At 68.9% G+C, this 15,842-nt stretch carries 12 protein-coding genes; 8 read left to right on the top strand and 4 right to left on the bottom strand.

All coding sequences use genetic code 11. The features are described 5' to 3' along the window. On the bottom strand, nucleotides 1-1,040 hold a 1,040-nt coding region (locus R6V09_RS26660; protein ID WP_317883965.1), incomplete at its 3' end, for an AMP-binding protein. Nucleotides 1,041-1,133: 93 nt separating this feature from the next. Beyond that, on the bottom strand, nucleotides 1,134-2,708 hold the full coding sequence (locus R6V09_RS26655) for an acyl-CoA carboxylase subunit beta (protein WP_442810138.1): 1,575 nt from the start codon (nucleotides 2,706-2,708) through the stop codon (nucleotides 1,134-1,136). 238 nt (nucleotides 2,709-2,946) lie between these two features. Between R6V09_RS26655 and R6V09_RS26650 the strand changes: the two genes are divergently transcribed. Both R6V09_RS26650 and R6V09_RS26645 read left to right on the top strand, forming a co-directional pair. Further along, on the top strand, nucleotides 2,947-4,599 hold the full coding sequence (locus R6V09_RS26650; protein ID WP_317883964.1) for a glycosyl hydrolase family 28 protein: 1,653 nt from the start codon (nucleotides 2,947-2,949) through the stop codon (nucleotides 4,597-4,599). A 132-nt stretch (nucleotides 4,600-4,731) separates the two neighbouring features. Continuing rightward, complete coding sequence (locus tag R6V09_RS26645) at nucleotides 4,732-5,271, top strand: GNAT family N-acetyltransferase (RefSeq protein WP_317883963.1); 540 nt, start codon at nucleotides 4,732-4,734, stop codon at nucleotides 5,269-5,271. A 23-nt stretch (nucleotides 5,272-5,294) separates the two neighbouring features. Here R6V09_RS26645 and R6V09_RS26640 read toward each other — a convergent pair whose 3' ends face one another. After that, the gene (locus R6V09_RS26640) at nucleotides 5,295-6,641 is read right to left on the bottom strand and encodes a glycoside hydrolase family 125 protein (protein ID WP_317883962.1); all 1,347 of its coding nucleotides are present in this window, start codon (nucleotides 6,639-6,641) and stop codon (nucleotides 5,295-5,297) included. Between the two features lie 229 nt (nucleotides 6,642-6,870). Between R6V09_RS26640 and R6V09_RS26635 the strand changes: the two genes are divergently transcribed. From R6V09_RS26635 to R6V09_RS26620, 4 genes are all read left to right on the top strand, one after another. Then, on the top strand, nucleotides 6,871-7,833 hold the full coding sequence (locus tag R6V09_RS26635) for a carbohydrate ABC transporter permease (protein WP_317883961.1): 963 nt from the start codon (nucleotides 6,871-6,873) through the stop codon (nucleotides 7,831-7,833). Beyond that, nucleotides 7,817-8,728 carry a carbohydrate ABC transporter permease gene (locus R6V09_RS26630; RefSeq protein ID WP_317883960.1) on the top strand — a complete coding sequence of 304 codons (912 nt, stop codon included), beginning with the start codon at nucleotides 7,817-7,819 and terminating at the stop codon, nucleotides 8,726-8,728. The genes R6V09_RS26635 and R6V09_RS26630 overlap by 17 nt, the downstream gene beginning before the upstream one ends. Nucleotides 8,729-8,780: 52 nt before the next feature. After that, complete coding sequence (locus tag R6V09_RS26625) at nucleotides 8,781-10,079, top strand: ABC transporter substrate-binding protein (protein ID WP_317883959.1); 1,299 nt, start codon at nucleotides 8,781-8,783, stop codon at nucleotides 10,077-10,079. 135 nt (nucleotides 10,080-10,214) lie between these two features. After that, the gene (locus R6V09_RS26620; RefSeq protein ID WP_317883958.1) at nucleotides 10,215-11,204 is read left to right on the top strand and encodes a LacI family DNA-binding transcriptional regulator; all 990 of its coding nucleotides are present in this window, start codon (nucleotides 10,215-10,217) and stop codon (nucleotides 11,202-11,204) included. A 2-nt stretch (nucleotides 11,205-11,206) separates the two neighbouring features. On the opposite strand, the gene R6V09_RS26615 is transcribed toward R6V09_RS26620, so the two are convergent. Beyond that, nucleotides 11,207-12,376 carry a glycoside hydrolase family 76 protein gene (locus R6V09_RS26615; RefSeq protein WP_317883957.1) on the bottom strand — a complete coding sequence of 390 codons (1,170 nt, stop codon included), beginning with the start codon at nucleotides 12,374-12,376 and terminating at the stop codon, nucleotides 11,207-11,209. Between the two features lie 204 nt (nucleotides 12,377-12,580). On the opposite strand from R6V09_RS26615, the gene R6V09_RS26610 reads away from it, so the two are divergent. Then, the gene (locus R6V09_RS26610) at nucleotides 12,581-14,194 is read left to right on the top strand and encodes a glycoside hydrolase family 27 protein (RefSeq protein ID WP_317883956.1); all 1,614 of its coding nucleotides are present in this window, start codon (nucleotides 12,581-12,583) and stop codon (nucleotides 14,192-14,194) included. Nucleotides 14,195-14,229: 35 nt separating this feature from the next. Further along, nucleotides 14,230-15,690, top strand: a complete 1,461-nt coding sequence (locus R6V09_RS26605) for a glycoside hydrolase family 76 protein (protein WP_317883955.1) — start codon at nucleotides 14,230-14,232, stop codon at nucleotides 15,688-15,690. The last annotated feature ends 152 nt before the right edge of the window (nucleotides 15,691-15,842 follow it).

Raw genomic sequence — 15,842 nt, 5'->3', positions numbered from 1 at the left:
GGCCGGCCGGGCCGGGCCGCGCTGACGAACACGGTCGCCTCGGCGAGCCCGTACGACGGACAATGCGCCTCCGCCGCCAACCCCTGGGCGGCGAACGCGGCGTGGAAACGGTCGGCGGTGCCGGGCCGAACGGGCTCGCTGCCGTTGATCAGCGCGGCGACCCCGTCCAGCCGCAGCCCCTCCTTCTGCGCCTCGGTGACGGTGGAGGCGCAGTAGTCGTAGGCGAAGTTCGGTGCGGCACTCAGCGCGCGCGGATGCGTGGCCAACAGCCTCAGCCAGCGCGCCGGTTCGTGCAGGAACGCGGCCGGGTCCATGAGGACCGAAGGCACCCCGCGTACGACGGGGGCCGCCACGCTCAGCACCAGCCCCATGTCGTGGTAGAGCGGCAGCCAGCCCACACAGGTCACCGGATGCGCGTCGGCGCCGTAAGCGGCAAGCGCCTGGCGGGCGTTGGCGACGACGTTGGCGTGGGTGATCTCCACGCCCGCCGGAGCCCGGGTCGACCCGGAGGTGTACTGGAGATAGGCGGTCGCCGCCGAATCAGGCTCCGGCGCACACCAGTTGAGGGCGGCGGTGTCGGGCACCCGGTCGGCCGCGAGGACCGGCACCTCCGCGCGCTCGCAGAAGTCCGTCACCTCGGCCAGGACACGGCCGGTGGTCACCACGACCGAGGGGCGCGCGTCGCCCAACACCCCGACGAGCCGGTCGCCCTGCCCCGGCAGACCGGGCGGATACAGCGGTACGGCGACCATTCCGGCGGTCAGCGCCGCCAGGAACCCGGTGATGTAGTCCGTCCCCTGCGGGCACAACAGGGCGACCCGCGCCCCGGGTTCGGCCTGTTCGGTGAGCCGGGCGGCCAGTGCGCGTACCCGCAGATCGAGCCGCTGCCAGGTCAAAGTGCGGTGCACACCACGGGATTCGGGCGCTGGGTGCTCGACGAAGGTGAACGCCCGGCGGTCCGGGGTGAGTTCGGCCCAGTGCCGCACGTACTCGGGGAGGGTCCGGTACGCGGGCGCGAGCGGGGGTCGGCGGCTGTCCATCGGGCGTGCTCCTCACATCGCAGAACATCGCGGTGGCGGCTGGCGGCTGGCGGCTGGCGAGGGCGAACAAGGGGAACGGGGTGAACAGGTCGGTCAGAGCGGGATGTTGCCGTGCCGCCGCTCCGGCATCGGGGCGCGCTTGCCACGCAGTGCGCGCAGGGCGCGGCCGACGTGGGCGCGGGTGTCGCGCGGGGCGATCACGTCGTCGACGTACCCGCGTTCGGCGGCGAGATACGGCGTCCCGTGCCTGGCCTCGTACGCGGTGACCAGCTCGGCCCGCAGCGCCTCGGGGTCGTCCGACGCGGCGAGTTCACGCCGGTGCAGCACCCCCACGGCGCCCTCCGCGCCCATGACCGCGATCCGCGCGGTCGGCCACGCGAGGTTGAGGTCGGCGCCGAGATGCTTGGAACCCATCACCGCGTAGCCGCCGCCGTACGCCTTGCGCACCACCACGGTGACCTTGGGGACGGTCGCCTCGGCGTACGCGTACAGGAGTTTGGCGCCGCGCCGGATGATGCCGCCCCGCTCCTGACACACGCCGGAGAGGTAGCCGGGGACGTCGGCGAAGGTCAGCAGGGGAATGCCGAACGCGTCGCAGAACCGTACGAACCGCGCGGCCTTCTCGGAGGCGTCGATGTCGAGGACCCCGGCCGAGTGCAGCGGCTGGTTGGCGACGACCCCGACACTCGCTCCCTCGACCCGGGTCAGCGCGCAGATGATGTTCGGCGCGAACAGCTCCTGGACGTAAAGGAGTTCACCGTCGTCGACGACCGCGCGCAGGATCTCCCGCATGTCGTAGGCATGGCCGAGCCGGTCGGGCACGATCGCGTCGAGCGGGGCACCGTCGGCCACCGAACCGGGCGTGAACTCCGGTGGCCGTTCAAGGTTGTTGGCCGGAAGGTACGACAGCAGGTCGCGTACGGTGTCGAGCGCGTCCTCCTCGTCGGCGGCCAGGAAGTGGGCGTTGCCGTTCACGGAGTTGCTGGTACGGGCGCCGCCCAGCTCCTCGGCGGTGGTGCGTTCACCGGTCACCGCCTCGATGACGTCGGGGCCGGTGACGAACATGTGCGAGGCACCGTCCACCATCACGGTGAAGTCGGTGATCGCGGGGGAGTAGGCGGCGCCGCCCGCGCACGGGCCCAGGACGACGGAGATCTGCGGGATCACCCCGGACGCCTTCACGTTGCGCCGCACCAACTCGGCGTACAGCGCGAGGGAGTTGACGCCCTCCTGGATGCGGGCGCCGCCGGAGTCGTTGAGGCCGACGACCGGGCAGCCGGTCTTCAGGGCGAGGTCCATGAGGGCCACGGTCTTCTCGCCGAAGGCCTCGCCCATGCTGCCGCCGAAGACCGTGGAGTCCTGCGCGAACACACAGACCGGCCGTCCGTCGACCGTGCCGTACCCGGTGACCACCCCGTCGCCGTACGGCCGTTGGGCGCCGTCCCCCACCGCTCTCGCCCGCACGAACACACCGGTCTCCGTGAACGAGCCGCCGTCCAGGAGCCGTTCGATCCGCTCCCGTGCACCGAGCGCCCCGTGTCTTCTCGGCGCGCCCGTGACCACCGCCCGTGCCCGCCGCTCTTCCAGGTCGGCGATGCGTCCGGCGGTGCGGTCCGCCGCGGGTGTCACTGCCGTCAGGGATGTTGTCGCCTCTAGCGTCACAGCCACCTCCGAAGTGGTTCTCGAATATGGCAGCGATTCGGGAGCGGGCCGCGGGATCGCCGTTCTGTTTGCGGGAGTTGAGTCCCACGCGACGGAGGTTCGTCCTGAGGTGACAAGGGAGTGACGGCGGTCCGGCACAGCACATAGGCGACGGCGGTCCAGACCATTAGTGTGGTCATGTCACTGGCAACGTTTCCATCCCGTCTTACGTGCCCCCACCGATGTGACTACAGGAGGACCCCGGATGAGATCGTCGATGAGATGGCCGCTGACCGCGGCCGACGGAACCCAGAACCGCGTACTGCGCCCGCTGGCCCTCGTGTTGACCGCGCTCCTGCTCGGCCTGGCGGCACTCTTCGGTGCCCCGCAGTCCGCACAGGCCGCGGCGGGCACAGTGTCGGCGTACCCGGTCCCGTCCATCTACCCGGCGTCCACCGACTACAGGCTGACCGTCAACGGAACCTCCGTACCCGTCACCAAGTACACCGGCTACGACATCGCGCAACTCGCCCTCGGGACGGGCACCGCCACCATCACGGTGACCAAGCTCAACAACACGGACATCGGCTCGTACAGCATCAGCCCGCAGAAGCTCGGCATCACCGGAACCGTCAGCGGGCCCACCCTGACCTTCACCGTCCAGAACGACGAGTACCTGATCGTCAAGCTCGACGGCCGCCCCAACCTGGTCATCGCCGCCGACCCGGCCGAGACCAACCGCCCGGCGACCAGCGGCACCGGCATCTTCAACGTGCAGAGCGCGCCCTACTCCGCCCAGCCGAACACCGGCGCCTACACCACGACGGCCTTCCAGAACGCCCTCAACGACGCCGCCGCGTACGGCTCCGCGAACGGCACCCAGGGCATCGTGTACGTCCCCGCCGGCGTCTACACCCTCGGCAACCTCTACCTGCGCAGCAACCTCGCGTTCTACCTCGCCCCCGGTGCGGTGCTCCGCTACACGGGCGACGCCGCCCACTACGTGGTGACCGGACACAAGACCTCGCAGGGCCGTGACCTCACCTGGTTCATCTCCACCCGGTACTCCTCGACGAACATCAAGATCTACGGCCGCGGCATCATCGACGGCAACGGCCAGGCCGCGCTCGCGCCCTCCAACCTCGGCGTGAACCTCCTCGCCCCGATCTACACGAGCGGCTTCACCGTCGACGGCATCACCTTCCGGGAGTCCAGCAGCTGGGCGGTCATCCCGCTGCGGTCCTCGGACATGACCTTCCGCAACATCAAGCTGTTCAACAGGTTCGACATGGGCGAGAACGACGGCATCGACGTCATGGAGTCCACGAACGTCACCGTCGACCACGCCATCGGCATCGGTCTCGACGACCCGTTCAGCACCAAGACCTGGCCCGACGTCGCCGACATCTACAAGTCGGTCCCCGGCACCGCCCGCCCGCTGGACAACGTCACCTTCAACGACCTTGTCTCCTGGACCTATTGCTATGGCGTCAAGGTCGGCCAGGGCGTCTACGAATCACAGAACAAGGTCACCTTCCAGCACGTCGTCGTCTATGACGCGGCCGTGGGCATCGGCGTCCACCACAAGTACGGCACGGCGGCTGCGACCAACCTCAAGTTCGACGACATCGACATCGAACGGCTCAGCTTCAGCAACGACGGCAACCGGACCTGGCTCGCCATGATGACCGGCAGCACCGCGGGCATCGGCCCGGTCACCGGCGTCACGATCTCCAACGTCCGGGTCCGCAACGCGGGCGTCACCGCCGCCCGCATCAACGGCCTTCCTGGCGCGCCCATTTCAGGCGTCGCACTGAGCCACATCATGATGCCCGGCAGCACGACCGGTGCGACCACCCTGAGCCAGACGAACCTCACCAACCTGTCGGACTACGGCAGCCTCACCATCACCCCCTGAGCTCGGACGACGACGGCGCGGCGGTCGGCCTCCCGTGGTGGGCGGCTCGGCTGCCGCCCGGCGTGCCGCGCAGGCCGGGCGGCAGCCGGGGACACCCATGTCCAACGACTCTCGGGCTGTTAGCCTGCGGTTATGTCCGACCTGGGGCCCATTGCCTGGCCACCCGAGCCGATCAGGACCGAGAGGCTCGTGCTCCGTGAGCCCGAGGCCCGGGACCGTGCGGTGTTCATCGAACTGCTGGCGTCGGCAGAGGTGCACACCTACCTCGGCGGCCCCCGGCCGCGTGACGAGCTTGAGCGCGAGCTGCCCGGGGTGCCCGAGCGGTGGCCCGGGAGTTTCGTCGTCGAGTCCGACGGGGCGATGATCGGCCAGATCCTGCTCAGGAGAGCGCCGGAGCACCGTCGCCCGGCCGCCGAGGGGAAAGTCGATCTCGGCTACCTGTTCCTGCCGCGAGCGTGGGGATTCGGGTATGCCGCCGAGGCGTGCGCGGCGGCACTCGACTGGTTCGACGGCGTCCTTCCCGGCGAGCCGGTGGTGCTCGCCACCCAGACCGCCAACGTCGGCTCGATGCGCCTCGCGGCAAAGCTGGGGTTCACCGAGGTGGAGCGGTTCGAGGCCTGGGACGCCGAGCAGTGGCTCGGCCTGCGGCCCCCGGCCACGCCGTTCGCTTGACCCCATGGAGTCCGGCCTCCTGCTCACGAAACCCCGCCGCCCGCTCCCGGTGCCGCAGGCAACGCCCGCGGATGTACCGGAAACAGCTGCCGCACCCCGTCCCCGCACAACTCAAGGGCAAGCTCGCAGAACATCGCATTCGCCCAGCCGAACCACTCCCGCGTGAACCGGCCCGGCGCGTCGACATGGAAGCTCTCGTGCATCAGGCCGGTACCGGCGGTGGTGGCCGCCAGGATCTCCAGGGCCCGAGCCCCCTCGCCCACTTCGCCGGTCAGACCGGCGGCGGCGATCGCCAGCGGCCAGATGTGCCGGTCGGGGGTGTGCGTGCTGCCGATTCCGGCCGCGTAACTGCCGCTGAAATACGAGGGGTTGGCCTCGGAGAGCGCGAAGCGCCGGGTCGCCCGGTAGAGCGGGTCCTCGGGTGCGCACCAGCCGCTGAGCGGGAGGCTCAGGAGACTCGGGAGGTTCGCGTCGTCGCAGAGCAGTGCCGCCCCGAGGCCGTCCACCTCGTAGGCGAGTACGGAGGTACCGTCGACCTCCGTCACCGCGTGCGCCAGGATCCCGGCGTCGATCTCGTCCGCCAACCGCCATGACTCATGGGCGAGTTCGGTGTCGTCGAGGACCGCCGCGGCCAGTTCCGCCAGCCCGTGCAGGCTCGCCGACGCCAGCGCGTTGGCCGGTACCAGATAGCCGTGGGCGCACGCGTCGTCGCTCGGCCGGAAGCCCGACCACGTCATCCCGGTCCAACCGACCTTCGCTCCATGGCCGTTGAGGGGCAGACTGTCTCCGGCGAACGGGCCGGACGGCCGGACGAACCGGTAGGGCGAGCGCGTGTGGGACTGCTCCGCCCGCCACAGCCGTACGATCGTCCGGGCCGCGCGGTGGAACGCCTCGTCGAGATGGTCCTCCCGGCCGGTCGCCCGCCGGATCGCGTACGCCAGCTGCAACGGAGCGCAGAGCGAGTCGAGTTCGTACTTGCGCTCCCAGATCCAGTCGCCCGGAGTGGGCTCGTCCCCGGGCTCGCCGTGCGCGCCGGTGGGGCCGTCGTTGAAGGCGTTGGCGTAAGGGTCCAGCAGCACGCAGCGGATCTGCCGGCGGGAGACGGCGGTCAGGACGTCACCGACCTCCGGGTCCGTGGCCACCGCGAGGTAGGGGCGGACCTGCGCCGTGCTGTCCCGCAGCCACATCGCCGGGATGTCACCGGTCTTGACGAACACCTCCGGGCCGTACGCCGACCCGGTGCCCCAACTCATCGACGTCGTCCAGGTGTTGGTCAGACACCGCTCGACGATGTCCGCCGCCGGACCGCCCCGCAGCTCGCCGGCCAGCCGCCGCCCGAGCGTGCTCAGCGACTCCGGAACTGCCCACACTGTTCCGGATGTTGACCCGGGAAACGTTACCATCGCGCCTCTTGACTCCCTCATGTGGCGTGCGCCACGGTGTGATCGCCAGGGAATGGAAACGTTACCTTGAGGCGGTCGGCGACCACCAGACGGTCGGGTCGGCCCCGGTCCGGGTCTTCGCCAACTCCTCGGAGGAAGAAGGTGAGCGCGTGTGACAGCCGCTCCGCACCAAGAGACGAGAACCACCGCACCACCCGTGGACCGACCGCCCGACCGGGGGAGCTTCGGGCGCTTCGGACGCCCCTGGCGACGACGGCGCAGGCGCTCCTCGGACACCCTGGCCGCGTACGTCTTCCTGGCGCCGGCGCTCATCGGCTTCACGGCGTTCGTCGTCTACCCGCTGTTCCGCTCCGCCTACTTCGCGCTGACCAGCTACAACGGCCTGTCGGACCCCAAGTTCATCGGCCTCGACAACTTCCGCCGGATGTTCACCACCGACCCGTCCTTCTGGCCCTCGGTGCGTGCCACCCTGCTGCTCGTCGTCCTGTACGTGCCGCTGTCTCTGGCGATCGGGCTCGCCCTCGCGGTGTTCTGCAACCAGCGGATGCGGGGCGTCAGCCTGCTGCGCACCCTGTGCTATCTGCCGGTCGTGCTGCCCGTGGTGGCCACGATCACGCTCTGGAAGTTCGTATTCAATCCCCAAGTCGGCCTGGCCAACGAGGTGTTGAACTGGCTCCACCTGCCCACCAGTGAATGGCTGTCCGGGGACAACTCGGCGATGCCGTCGATCGTGATCGTCATGCTGTGGAGCGTCGGCTCCACGATGATCATCTTCCTCGCCGCGCTCCAGGCGGTCCCCACCGAGCTGTACGAGGCCGCCAGACTCGACGGCGCCGGCCCCCGCACGGTGTTCTTCCGGATCACCCTGCCGCTGATCAGCCCGATCATGCTGCTCCAGGTGGTCATGCAGCTGGTGACGGCCCTCCAGGCCTTCAATCAGCCGAAGATCCTCTCGCCGGACAACCAGGGCGGGCCCGGGTTCAGCACCAGGACCCTGATGCTGTCGATCTACAACAACGGCTTCCCCAAGCTCGGGCAGGTCTCCCAGTTCGGCTACGCCTCCGCCCAGGTGTGGGTGCTCTTCCTCGTCATCGTCGTCGTGATCGCCGCCACCGCCCGCTTCTCGTCGATTTGGACCTACAGTGACCACGTCTCCTGACGTCACGAGGGCGCCGACGACGGCGCCGAAGCCGGCCGCCCCGGCCAAGCCGCGCGGCAGGGCCGTACGCACGGTGTCCTGGTACGCCACCGCGCTGCTGATCAGCTCCGTGATGATCGTGCCCATCCTCTGGATGCTCACCGTCGCCCTGAAAGGCCCCTCGGCGGTCTTCGAAGTACCGCCCCGGCTCCTGCCCCACGAGTTCCACTTCAAGAACTTCGTCGACGGGCCGAAGGTCATCCACTTCCCCCGCCTGCTGCTCAACTCCGTTGTCATCACCGGTCTTTCGGTGATCGGCGGTGTGATGACCTCGATGATGGCGGGCTACGCCCTGGCCCGGCTGCGCTTCCCCGGCCGCAAGGTGTGGTTCTACGTCTTCGTCGGCAGCATGCTGCTGCCCCCGGTGATCGGCATCATCCCGCTGTTCCAGCTGTTCAAGGACATCGGCTGGTACGACACCTGGCTGCCGCTGATCGTCCCGGCCTTCCTGGGCGGCAACCCGCTCTTCATCTTCCTCGCCCGCCAGTACTTCCTGTCGATCCCGCACTCGATCGACGAGGCGGCCAAGGTCGACGGCGCGGGGCACATCCGGATCTTCTTCAGCGTGATGCTGCCGATCACGAAGCCCGCCTGGATAACGATGTCAATCCTGGCCTTCCAGATGTCCTGGAACGACTACCTCAACCCGCTGATCTACCTGTACTCGTCCCAGAAGTGGCCGCTGAGCGTCGGCATGGCCTCCTTCGTCACCCAGTTCGCCGGCCAGACCCCGGACTGGAACCTCTACATGGCCACCAACCTGCTCTACATGCTCCCCCCACTGGCCGTGTTCTTCGTCGCCCAGCGCTACTTCATCCAGGGCCTGAGCGCCCTGGGCACCGTCAACCAGCGCTGATCCGCACCTCGACCCACTCACGAGCCGTGTACCGGCCAGGTACCAGGAGGGCATGATGAAACGATTGATCCGTCTCGGTGGAGCGTTGCTGACGGCGGGGGGACTGCTCGCGACGGCGGCCTGCGGCGGCTCGTCCGGGAAACAGTCGGACGGCAAGGTGACGGTCACCCTCATGACCTGGGAGTCCGCCACCACCAACAAGGCCATCGACCAGGCACTGACCGGCTTCCACGACCCGAACATCACGGTCAAGCGCGTCGACACCCCCAACGGCAACTACGGCGACAAACTCGCCGCCCTCACCCAGGCCAAGAAACTCCCCGACTTGTTCTGGTGCGGCAACGACACCGAGCAGCAGTACACCAGCCAGGGCCTGCTCACCGACTGGGCCTCCCGGCTCTCCGGCTCCAGCGACTTCGGCGCGAGCACCTTCGTCTCCTCCACCATGAAGAACTGGAAGACCGCCGACGGCAAGATAGGCGGCGTTCCCTCCCTCCTGAACACCTACGGCATCTGGTACGACGTCGACGCCTTCAAGGCCGCCGGCATCACCGTGCCCGCCGCCGGCTGGACCTGGGACCAGATGTTCGACGCCGCCGCCAAGCTGCACGCGAAGGGCGCCAAGTACGGCCTGGTCGCCGACGCGTTGACCTCCACGGACGGCCCCTTCTCCCTCAGCACGTACTCGCTGTCCGCGGGTGGCGCGCCGTTCGCCGACTCCGTCAACAAGCCCACCAAGGCGACCATCGACGCGACGTACACCCAAGGCGTCAGCAAGGTCGTGGCCGGTATCAAGAGCGGGGCCGTCGCACCTCCCGGCTACGACATCAGCAACCAGCAGGCACTGTTCGCCGCCGGCCAGATCCCGATGCTGTGGAGCGGCCAGTGGCTGGCGGCCGGCTTCCTCACCGACAAGCCGAAGATCAAGTACGGGTTCGCGCCGCTTCCCCAGCAGACCAAGCCGGCCACCCTGTACGACGCGGTGGGCATCTGCACCCCCTCGTACACCCAGAACGCGGACGCCACCTTCAAGGTCCTCAAGTACCTAGACTCCACCGTGTGGACCAAGGTGCTGCCCGACTCCCCGGTGGCGGCCCCGGCCTATCTCTCGTCCCAGAGCGCCTACTTCGGCGCCCTCGAAAAGGCCGGTCTGACGACCGTCGCGGCCACCGTCAAGGCGGGACTGAACACACAGACCACCATGGGCGTGCGCTTCACGACCCAGTGGGCCAGCCAGTCCAACGACCTGATCACCGCCTACTGGCCGGACATCCTCAACGGCAAGAAGCCGCTCTCCGACCTCCAGACGATGACCGACAAGATCAACGATGTGATCAAGAGCAACGGTTAGCGACCCGGGCCGGGCAACGGGCCGGGACCCGAAACGTATCCTGGGAGCGGTCCCGGCCCCCGGTACGCGATGGAAGGTTGGTCTTCAACTCACGTGAGAAGTCGTCCCCCGCACCGCCAGAACACCAGGCCCACGATGCGCGACGTCGCGGAGCGGGCCGGAGTCGCCGTCGTCACCGTCTCCCGCGTCGTCAACGGCATCGGCACGGTCCGCGAGGAGACGGCCGAGCGCGTGAACGCGGCGATCACCGCCATCGGCTACCAGCGCAACGAGATCGCGCGCTCCCTGCGCCCCGGCCAGAACTCGATGACCATCGGGCTGCTGCTCGGCGACCTCACCAACCCGTTCTACGCCTCCCTCGCCAAGGCCGCCGTGGAAGTCGCCAACGAGGCAGGCTACGCAGTGCTGTTGAGCACCGCCGACGAGGACCCGGAGGTGGAGCGCCGGGCCGTGGGCGAGCTGATCGGACGCCGGGTCGCCGGGCTCATCATCGTGCCCGACCAGGGCGACCACGCCTTCCTCAACGAGATCAACGGCCACGACCACGTGCCCATCGTCTTCGTCGACCGCCCGGCCACCGGCGCCGAGGCCGATGTCGTCCTCGTCGACAACGAGGAGGGCGGACGCAAGGCCACCCAGCACCTCGTCGACCAGGGCCACCGCCGGATCGCGATCCTCGTCGCCCCCTCGTACTACAGCACCGGCCGCCGACTGCGCGGCTACCGCAAGGCGCTGCGCCGCAGCGGCATCGAGCCCGACAACGACCTGGTCGTCACCCTGCGCGCCGGCACTACCGAGGAAGCCGAGGCCGCCACCCGTACCCTGCTCACCTCCGCGAACCCGCCCACGGCGGTCTTCTCCACCACGGGCTTCCTCACCGAGGGCGTCCTGCGCGCCTGCCGTGAGCTCGACACCTCCGTCGCGATCGTCGGCTTCGACGACTTCAAACTGGCCGACATGCTGCCCACCCCGGTCACCGTCGTCACCTCCGACACCGAGGAACTCGGCCGCCACGCAGCCAACTTGCTGCTGGACCGCATCAACGGCGACGACGCCCCCTCCCGCCGTACCGTCCTCCCGGTGCAACTGATCGCACGCGGCACCGGGGAGATCGGGCACCCGTAACGTCAGTACAGCGTCCGCCACTTGGCACGCGGCCAGGCGAGCACGGCGTAGAGCTGCGCCAGGGCCGCCTGCTGGATTGCCTGGGTGCCACCGGCCGTGTCGAAGTGCACGAGTCCGGTGGCCGGATCCCGCATCGTGTCCCACACCTGGTCGGCGTAGTCCGCCATCGCCCGGTGGTAGGTGTCCTTCCCGGTCACCGACTCCAGGAGCAGCAGGTTCTTGAAGAAGATCGAGTTGAAGAACACGGGCTGTGTGAACAGCCGCCCCTGCGTGACGTAGTAGGCGTACGAGGCAGTGGCGATCCGCTCGGCCTGGCGCAGGTAGGCGCGGTCGCGAGTGACCTGGTACAGCAGCACCGCCACACCGACCGGCACACCCTGGTTGTAGGACCAGAGGGTCTTCTCGACGGTCCCCTGGAGGTCAAGATGGTCCCAGTACAGGCCACTTGGGCTCTGCAGATGCGTGTTCGTCCAGTCGTGGAACCGCTTCGCCCAGTCCAGGTAATCGGCCTTGCCGGTGATCTGGTGCAGGCGCAGGGCGAGTTGGGCACCCGGCATGTTCGAGACGGTGTTGCGGTCGTGACTCCAGTCGGCCTGCGTCCAGAAGACCCCGCCCGGCGCGGCATGACCGCTGTCGGTGTCCCAGCCGGACCGGACCAGCGCGAAGATCTCCTCGGCGCGGGCCAGCGCGGCGGCGTCCCCGATCTGCAGATACCGCTGGATCTTCGCCAGGCCGACCCATTCGTTGTCGTCGTAGAACATGTCCCCGCCCGAGCCGTACGGCGCGACGGGATAGGAGGCGTACCCGGGAAGGCCGGTCGTGCCCCCGCCGGGCTTCCAGTAGTGCTCCTGCGCCGCCGCCCGTCGAGACAGCTCGGGTTCGAACTCCGGGTCCACGGCGGTGAGATCGAGGGCGGCGATGTGCACCTGCGAGAAGGGCCATTCGTACGAGTAAGGGTTGTCGCCTGCCGCAGCCGGGAGCTGCTCGCGGACGAGCCCGGAGCCGTCAGCCGTGTCGAAGTGTCTCTTCAGGGCGGAGTACGCGTCTCTCGCGCGGGACAACGCCCTTGTGGCACTGGGGCGTTCGGCCGCGTCCGCCGGTGTGGCGGCCGTCGCCGCCAGCGCGGCCAGACCGGAACCGATCATCACTCGCCGGGAGGGGGGCAGGGACATGGTGGCCTCCAAGGGTGCGGGTGATGGAAACGTTGTCATCGACCCAGGAGGCCGTCAACGCCTCTGACGGCACGGCCAGTTCACTGCCGGGGCATTCTGGTCCGGACCATTGACGGCCGAACCCGGCTGGTGGAACCCTCGCGATGGTTACGTTTCCAACGGCGAGTTCGGTCGGCCCCCCACGGCGAAACAGGAGACCTCGACATGACCGTTCCGGCACCCTTCAAGAGACGCCTGAGCGCCGCCCTCACCATGGTGCTGCTGCTGGCCCTCGTCCCGGTCCTGCTCGTGCTGCGCGCCGCACCGCCCGCACAGGCCCTCGACAACGGCCTCGCCAGGACGCCCCCGATGGGCTGGAACGACTGGAACGCCTTCGGCTGCAACGTGACCGAGCAACTCGTCGAGCAGACCGCCGACTACCTCGTCTCCTCGGGGCTGAAGGACGCCGGGTACCAGTACGTCAACATCGACGACTGCTGGATGACCTCGGCCCGCAACGCGGCGGGCCAACTCGTCCCCGATCCGGTCAAGTTCCCGAACGGCATCAGCGGCACCGCCGCCTACGTCCACAGCAAGGGCCTCAAGCTCGGCATCTACGAGAGCGCCGGCACCGCCACCTGCGCCGGCTACCCCGGCAGCCTCGGCCACGAGCAGACCGACGCCAACAGCTTCGCCGCCTGGGGCGTGGACTACCTCAAGTACGACAACTGCAACCACCAGAACGTGCCCGACCAGCAGCGCTACACCGCGATGCGCGACGCGCTGGCCAACACCGGCCGCCCGATCGTCTACAGCCTCTGCAACTGGGGCCTCGCCGACGTGTGGACCTGGGGTGCGGGCGTCGGCAACAGCTGGCGCACCACCGACGACATCAACGTCAACTTCTCGACCGTGGTGTCCATCTACAAGGCCAACGTCAAGCTCGCCGCGTACGCCAAGCCGGGCGCCTGGAACGACCCCGACATGCTCGAAGTCGGCAACGGCATGTCGTTCACCGAGGACCGCTCCCACTTCAGCCTCTGGTCGGAGATGGCCGCGCCCCTGATCGCCGGCACCGACCTGCGCAAGGCCACCGCCGCCACCCTCTCCCTCTACGGCAACAAGGACGTCATCGCCGTGGACCAGGACTCCCTGGGCAAGCAGGGCACCGAGATCTCCAACTCCGGTGGCCTGCACGTCCTTTCCAAGCCCCTCGCCAACGGTGACGTCTCGGTGGTCCTCTTCAACGAGAACTCCTCCGCCGCCACCATCACCACCTCCGCGACCGCGGCCGGCCTCCCCTCGGCGTCCTCGTACAAGCTCAACAACCTCTGGTCGCACGTGATCAGCAGCACCAGTGGCAGCATCTCGGCGAGCGTCCCCGGCCACGGCTCGGTCATGTACCGGGTCTCCGCGGGCAGCGGTACCAGCGTCGGCACCACCCACCCGCTCATCGGTGCCTCTTCCAACCGCTGCCTCGACGCCTACAACGGCGAGACCACCCCCGGCACCAAGATTGAGATCTGGGACTGCGGCGGCGGCACCAACCAGGCCGTCACCATCACCGCCGCCGGTGAACTCCGGCTCTACGGCGGCACCCAGTGCCTGGACGCCTACAACAATCAGACCAGTAACGGCACCAAGGTGCAGCTCTACGGCTGCAACGGCGGCGCCAACCAGAAGTGGAGCGTCAACCCCAACGGCACCATCACCGGCACCCAGTCGGGCCTGTGCCTCGACGTCACCGGCGGCGACCAGGCCGCGGGCAACGTCAACGGCACCGCGCTGGAGCTCTGGTCCTGCAACGGCGGCGCCAACCAGCAGTGGCGCCTGGGCTGACCACCCGTAACCCCCCCCACCTCGATGGAGCCGGCATGAACTCAACAGCAAGACGCATCAGGCGGGTCGGGACCGGTCTGATCGCCGCCCTGGCCCTGTTCGTGCCGGTCTCCACCGGCGTCGCGACCGCCGCCGCCGAGGCGACGATCTGCAACAAGTACTGCGACGGCCGCGACCCCGCCCTGTCCCCGGGGGACCGGCAGCCGGTGTCGGCGACCATCTACTCGCGCTCCATCGCCCTGCACTTCGACGACACCGACGCGATGGGCTGGGCCTCGATCACCAACGGCAGCCCCGGTGACGAGGTCTGGCTCGACCGCTCCTTCGACGGCGGGCGCACCTGGAGCTCGGGCAGCAAGCTCGGCGACACCACCATCCCTACGGGGCAAGGAGGTTGGCGCACCCTGATGTACAACGTCGACGACTGGAACGCCCTCGGCGTCGGCGCCCTGCGCGCCTGCGGCAAGGCCGGTGACCGGGCCGAGATCGCCTGCACGCAGTGGGCCCGGACGACCTGGAACGCGGGCAGCCGCCCAACTGCCGCCGCCACCGCGCTGATGCAGTCGTACAACCTGGGCACCGGCCTGTTCGACACCACCGGCTGGTGGAACTCCGCCAACGCCCTGACCGCCGTCATCGACAACATCCGCGTGACCGGGATGGCCAGCTACAAGTACGCCATCGCCAACACCTACGACCGCAACCTCTCCGCCCAGGGCGGCAACTTCACCAACGACTACATCGACGACACCGGCTGGTGGGGGCTGGCCTGGGTCGATGCCTACGACCTCACCGGGGACTCCCGCTACCTCAACACGGCCCGCGCGGACGCCGATTACATGGCTCGCTACTGGGACTCGACCTGCGGTGGCGGGGTGTGGTGGAGCACCGCCAAGACCTACAAGAACGCGATCGCCAACTCCCTCTACCTGGAGCTGAACGCGGCTCTGCACAACCGCATCGCGGGCGACACGACATATCTCGGCCGGGCCAACGCCGAGTGGTCGTGGTTCAAGGGCACCGGCATGATCAACGGCTCCCATCTGGTCAACGACGGCATCAACCTGGCGACCTGCGGCAACAACGGCGACACGACATGGTCGTACAACCAAGGTGTCCTGCTGGGCGGGCTCTCGGAGCTGTACCGGGCGACCGGTGACTCCACCCTCCTCACCACCGGCCGGCAGATCGGCGACGCCTCGACCACGTCGACGGCCCTCAACTCCGGGGGAATCCTGCGGGAACCGTGCGAGACGAGCGGCTGCGGTGGCGACGGGCCGTCCTTCAAGGGGGCGTACGTCCGGGGGCTGAGTGCCTTCAACTCCCGCCTGTCCGACCGCCCTTACACCTCCTACATCCGCCGCCAGGCAGACACCGCCTACGCGAACGACCGCAACGCCCTCGACGCGTACGGGCTGCACTGGGCCGGACCGCTGGACTCCACCGACGCGGCCCGGCAACAGAGCGCGCTCGACCTGATGAACGCGGCGAATTGACGATCCGTCACTTGCGTTTCGCGGACGCCGCCAAGGCCTTGAACTCGTCCCACCGCACGCGGGGCCGGGCCAGGCCGCGCCGTTCCAGATAGCGGGCGGTGGCGCGGCGCGTGTCGCGCAGGACGCGGATCGCGTCGGTCGGGCGGCCCGTG

The sequence above is a fragment of the Streptomyces sp. W16 genome, from assembly GCF_033194735.1.
GTDB lineage: Bacteria > Actinomycetota > Actinomycetes > Streptomycetales > Streptomycetaceae > Streptomyces.
Note: the sequence above shows the minus strand (reverse complement) of the source record. Positions and strands in the feature narration are given on the sequence as shown.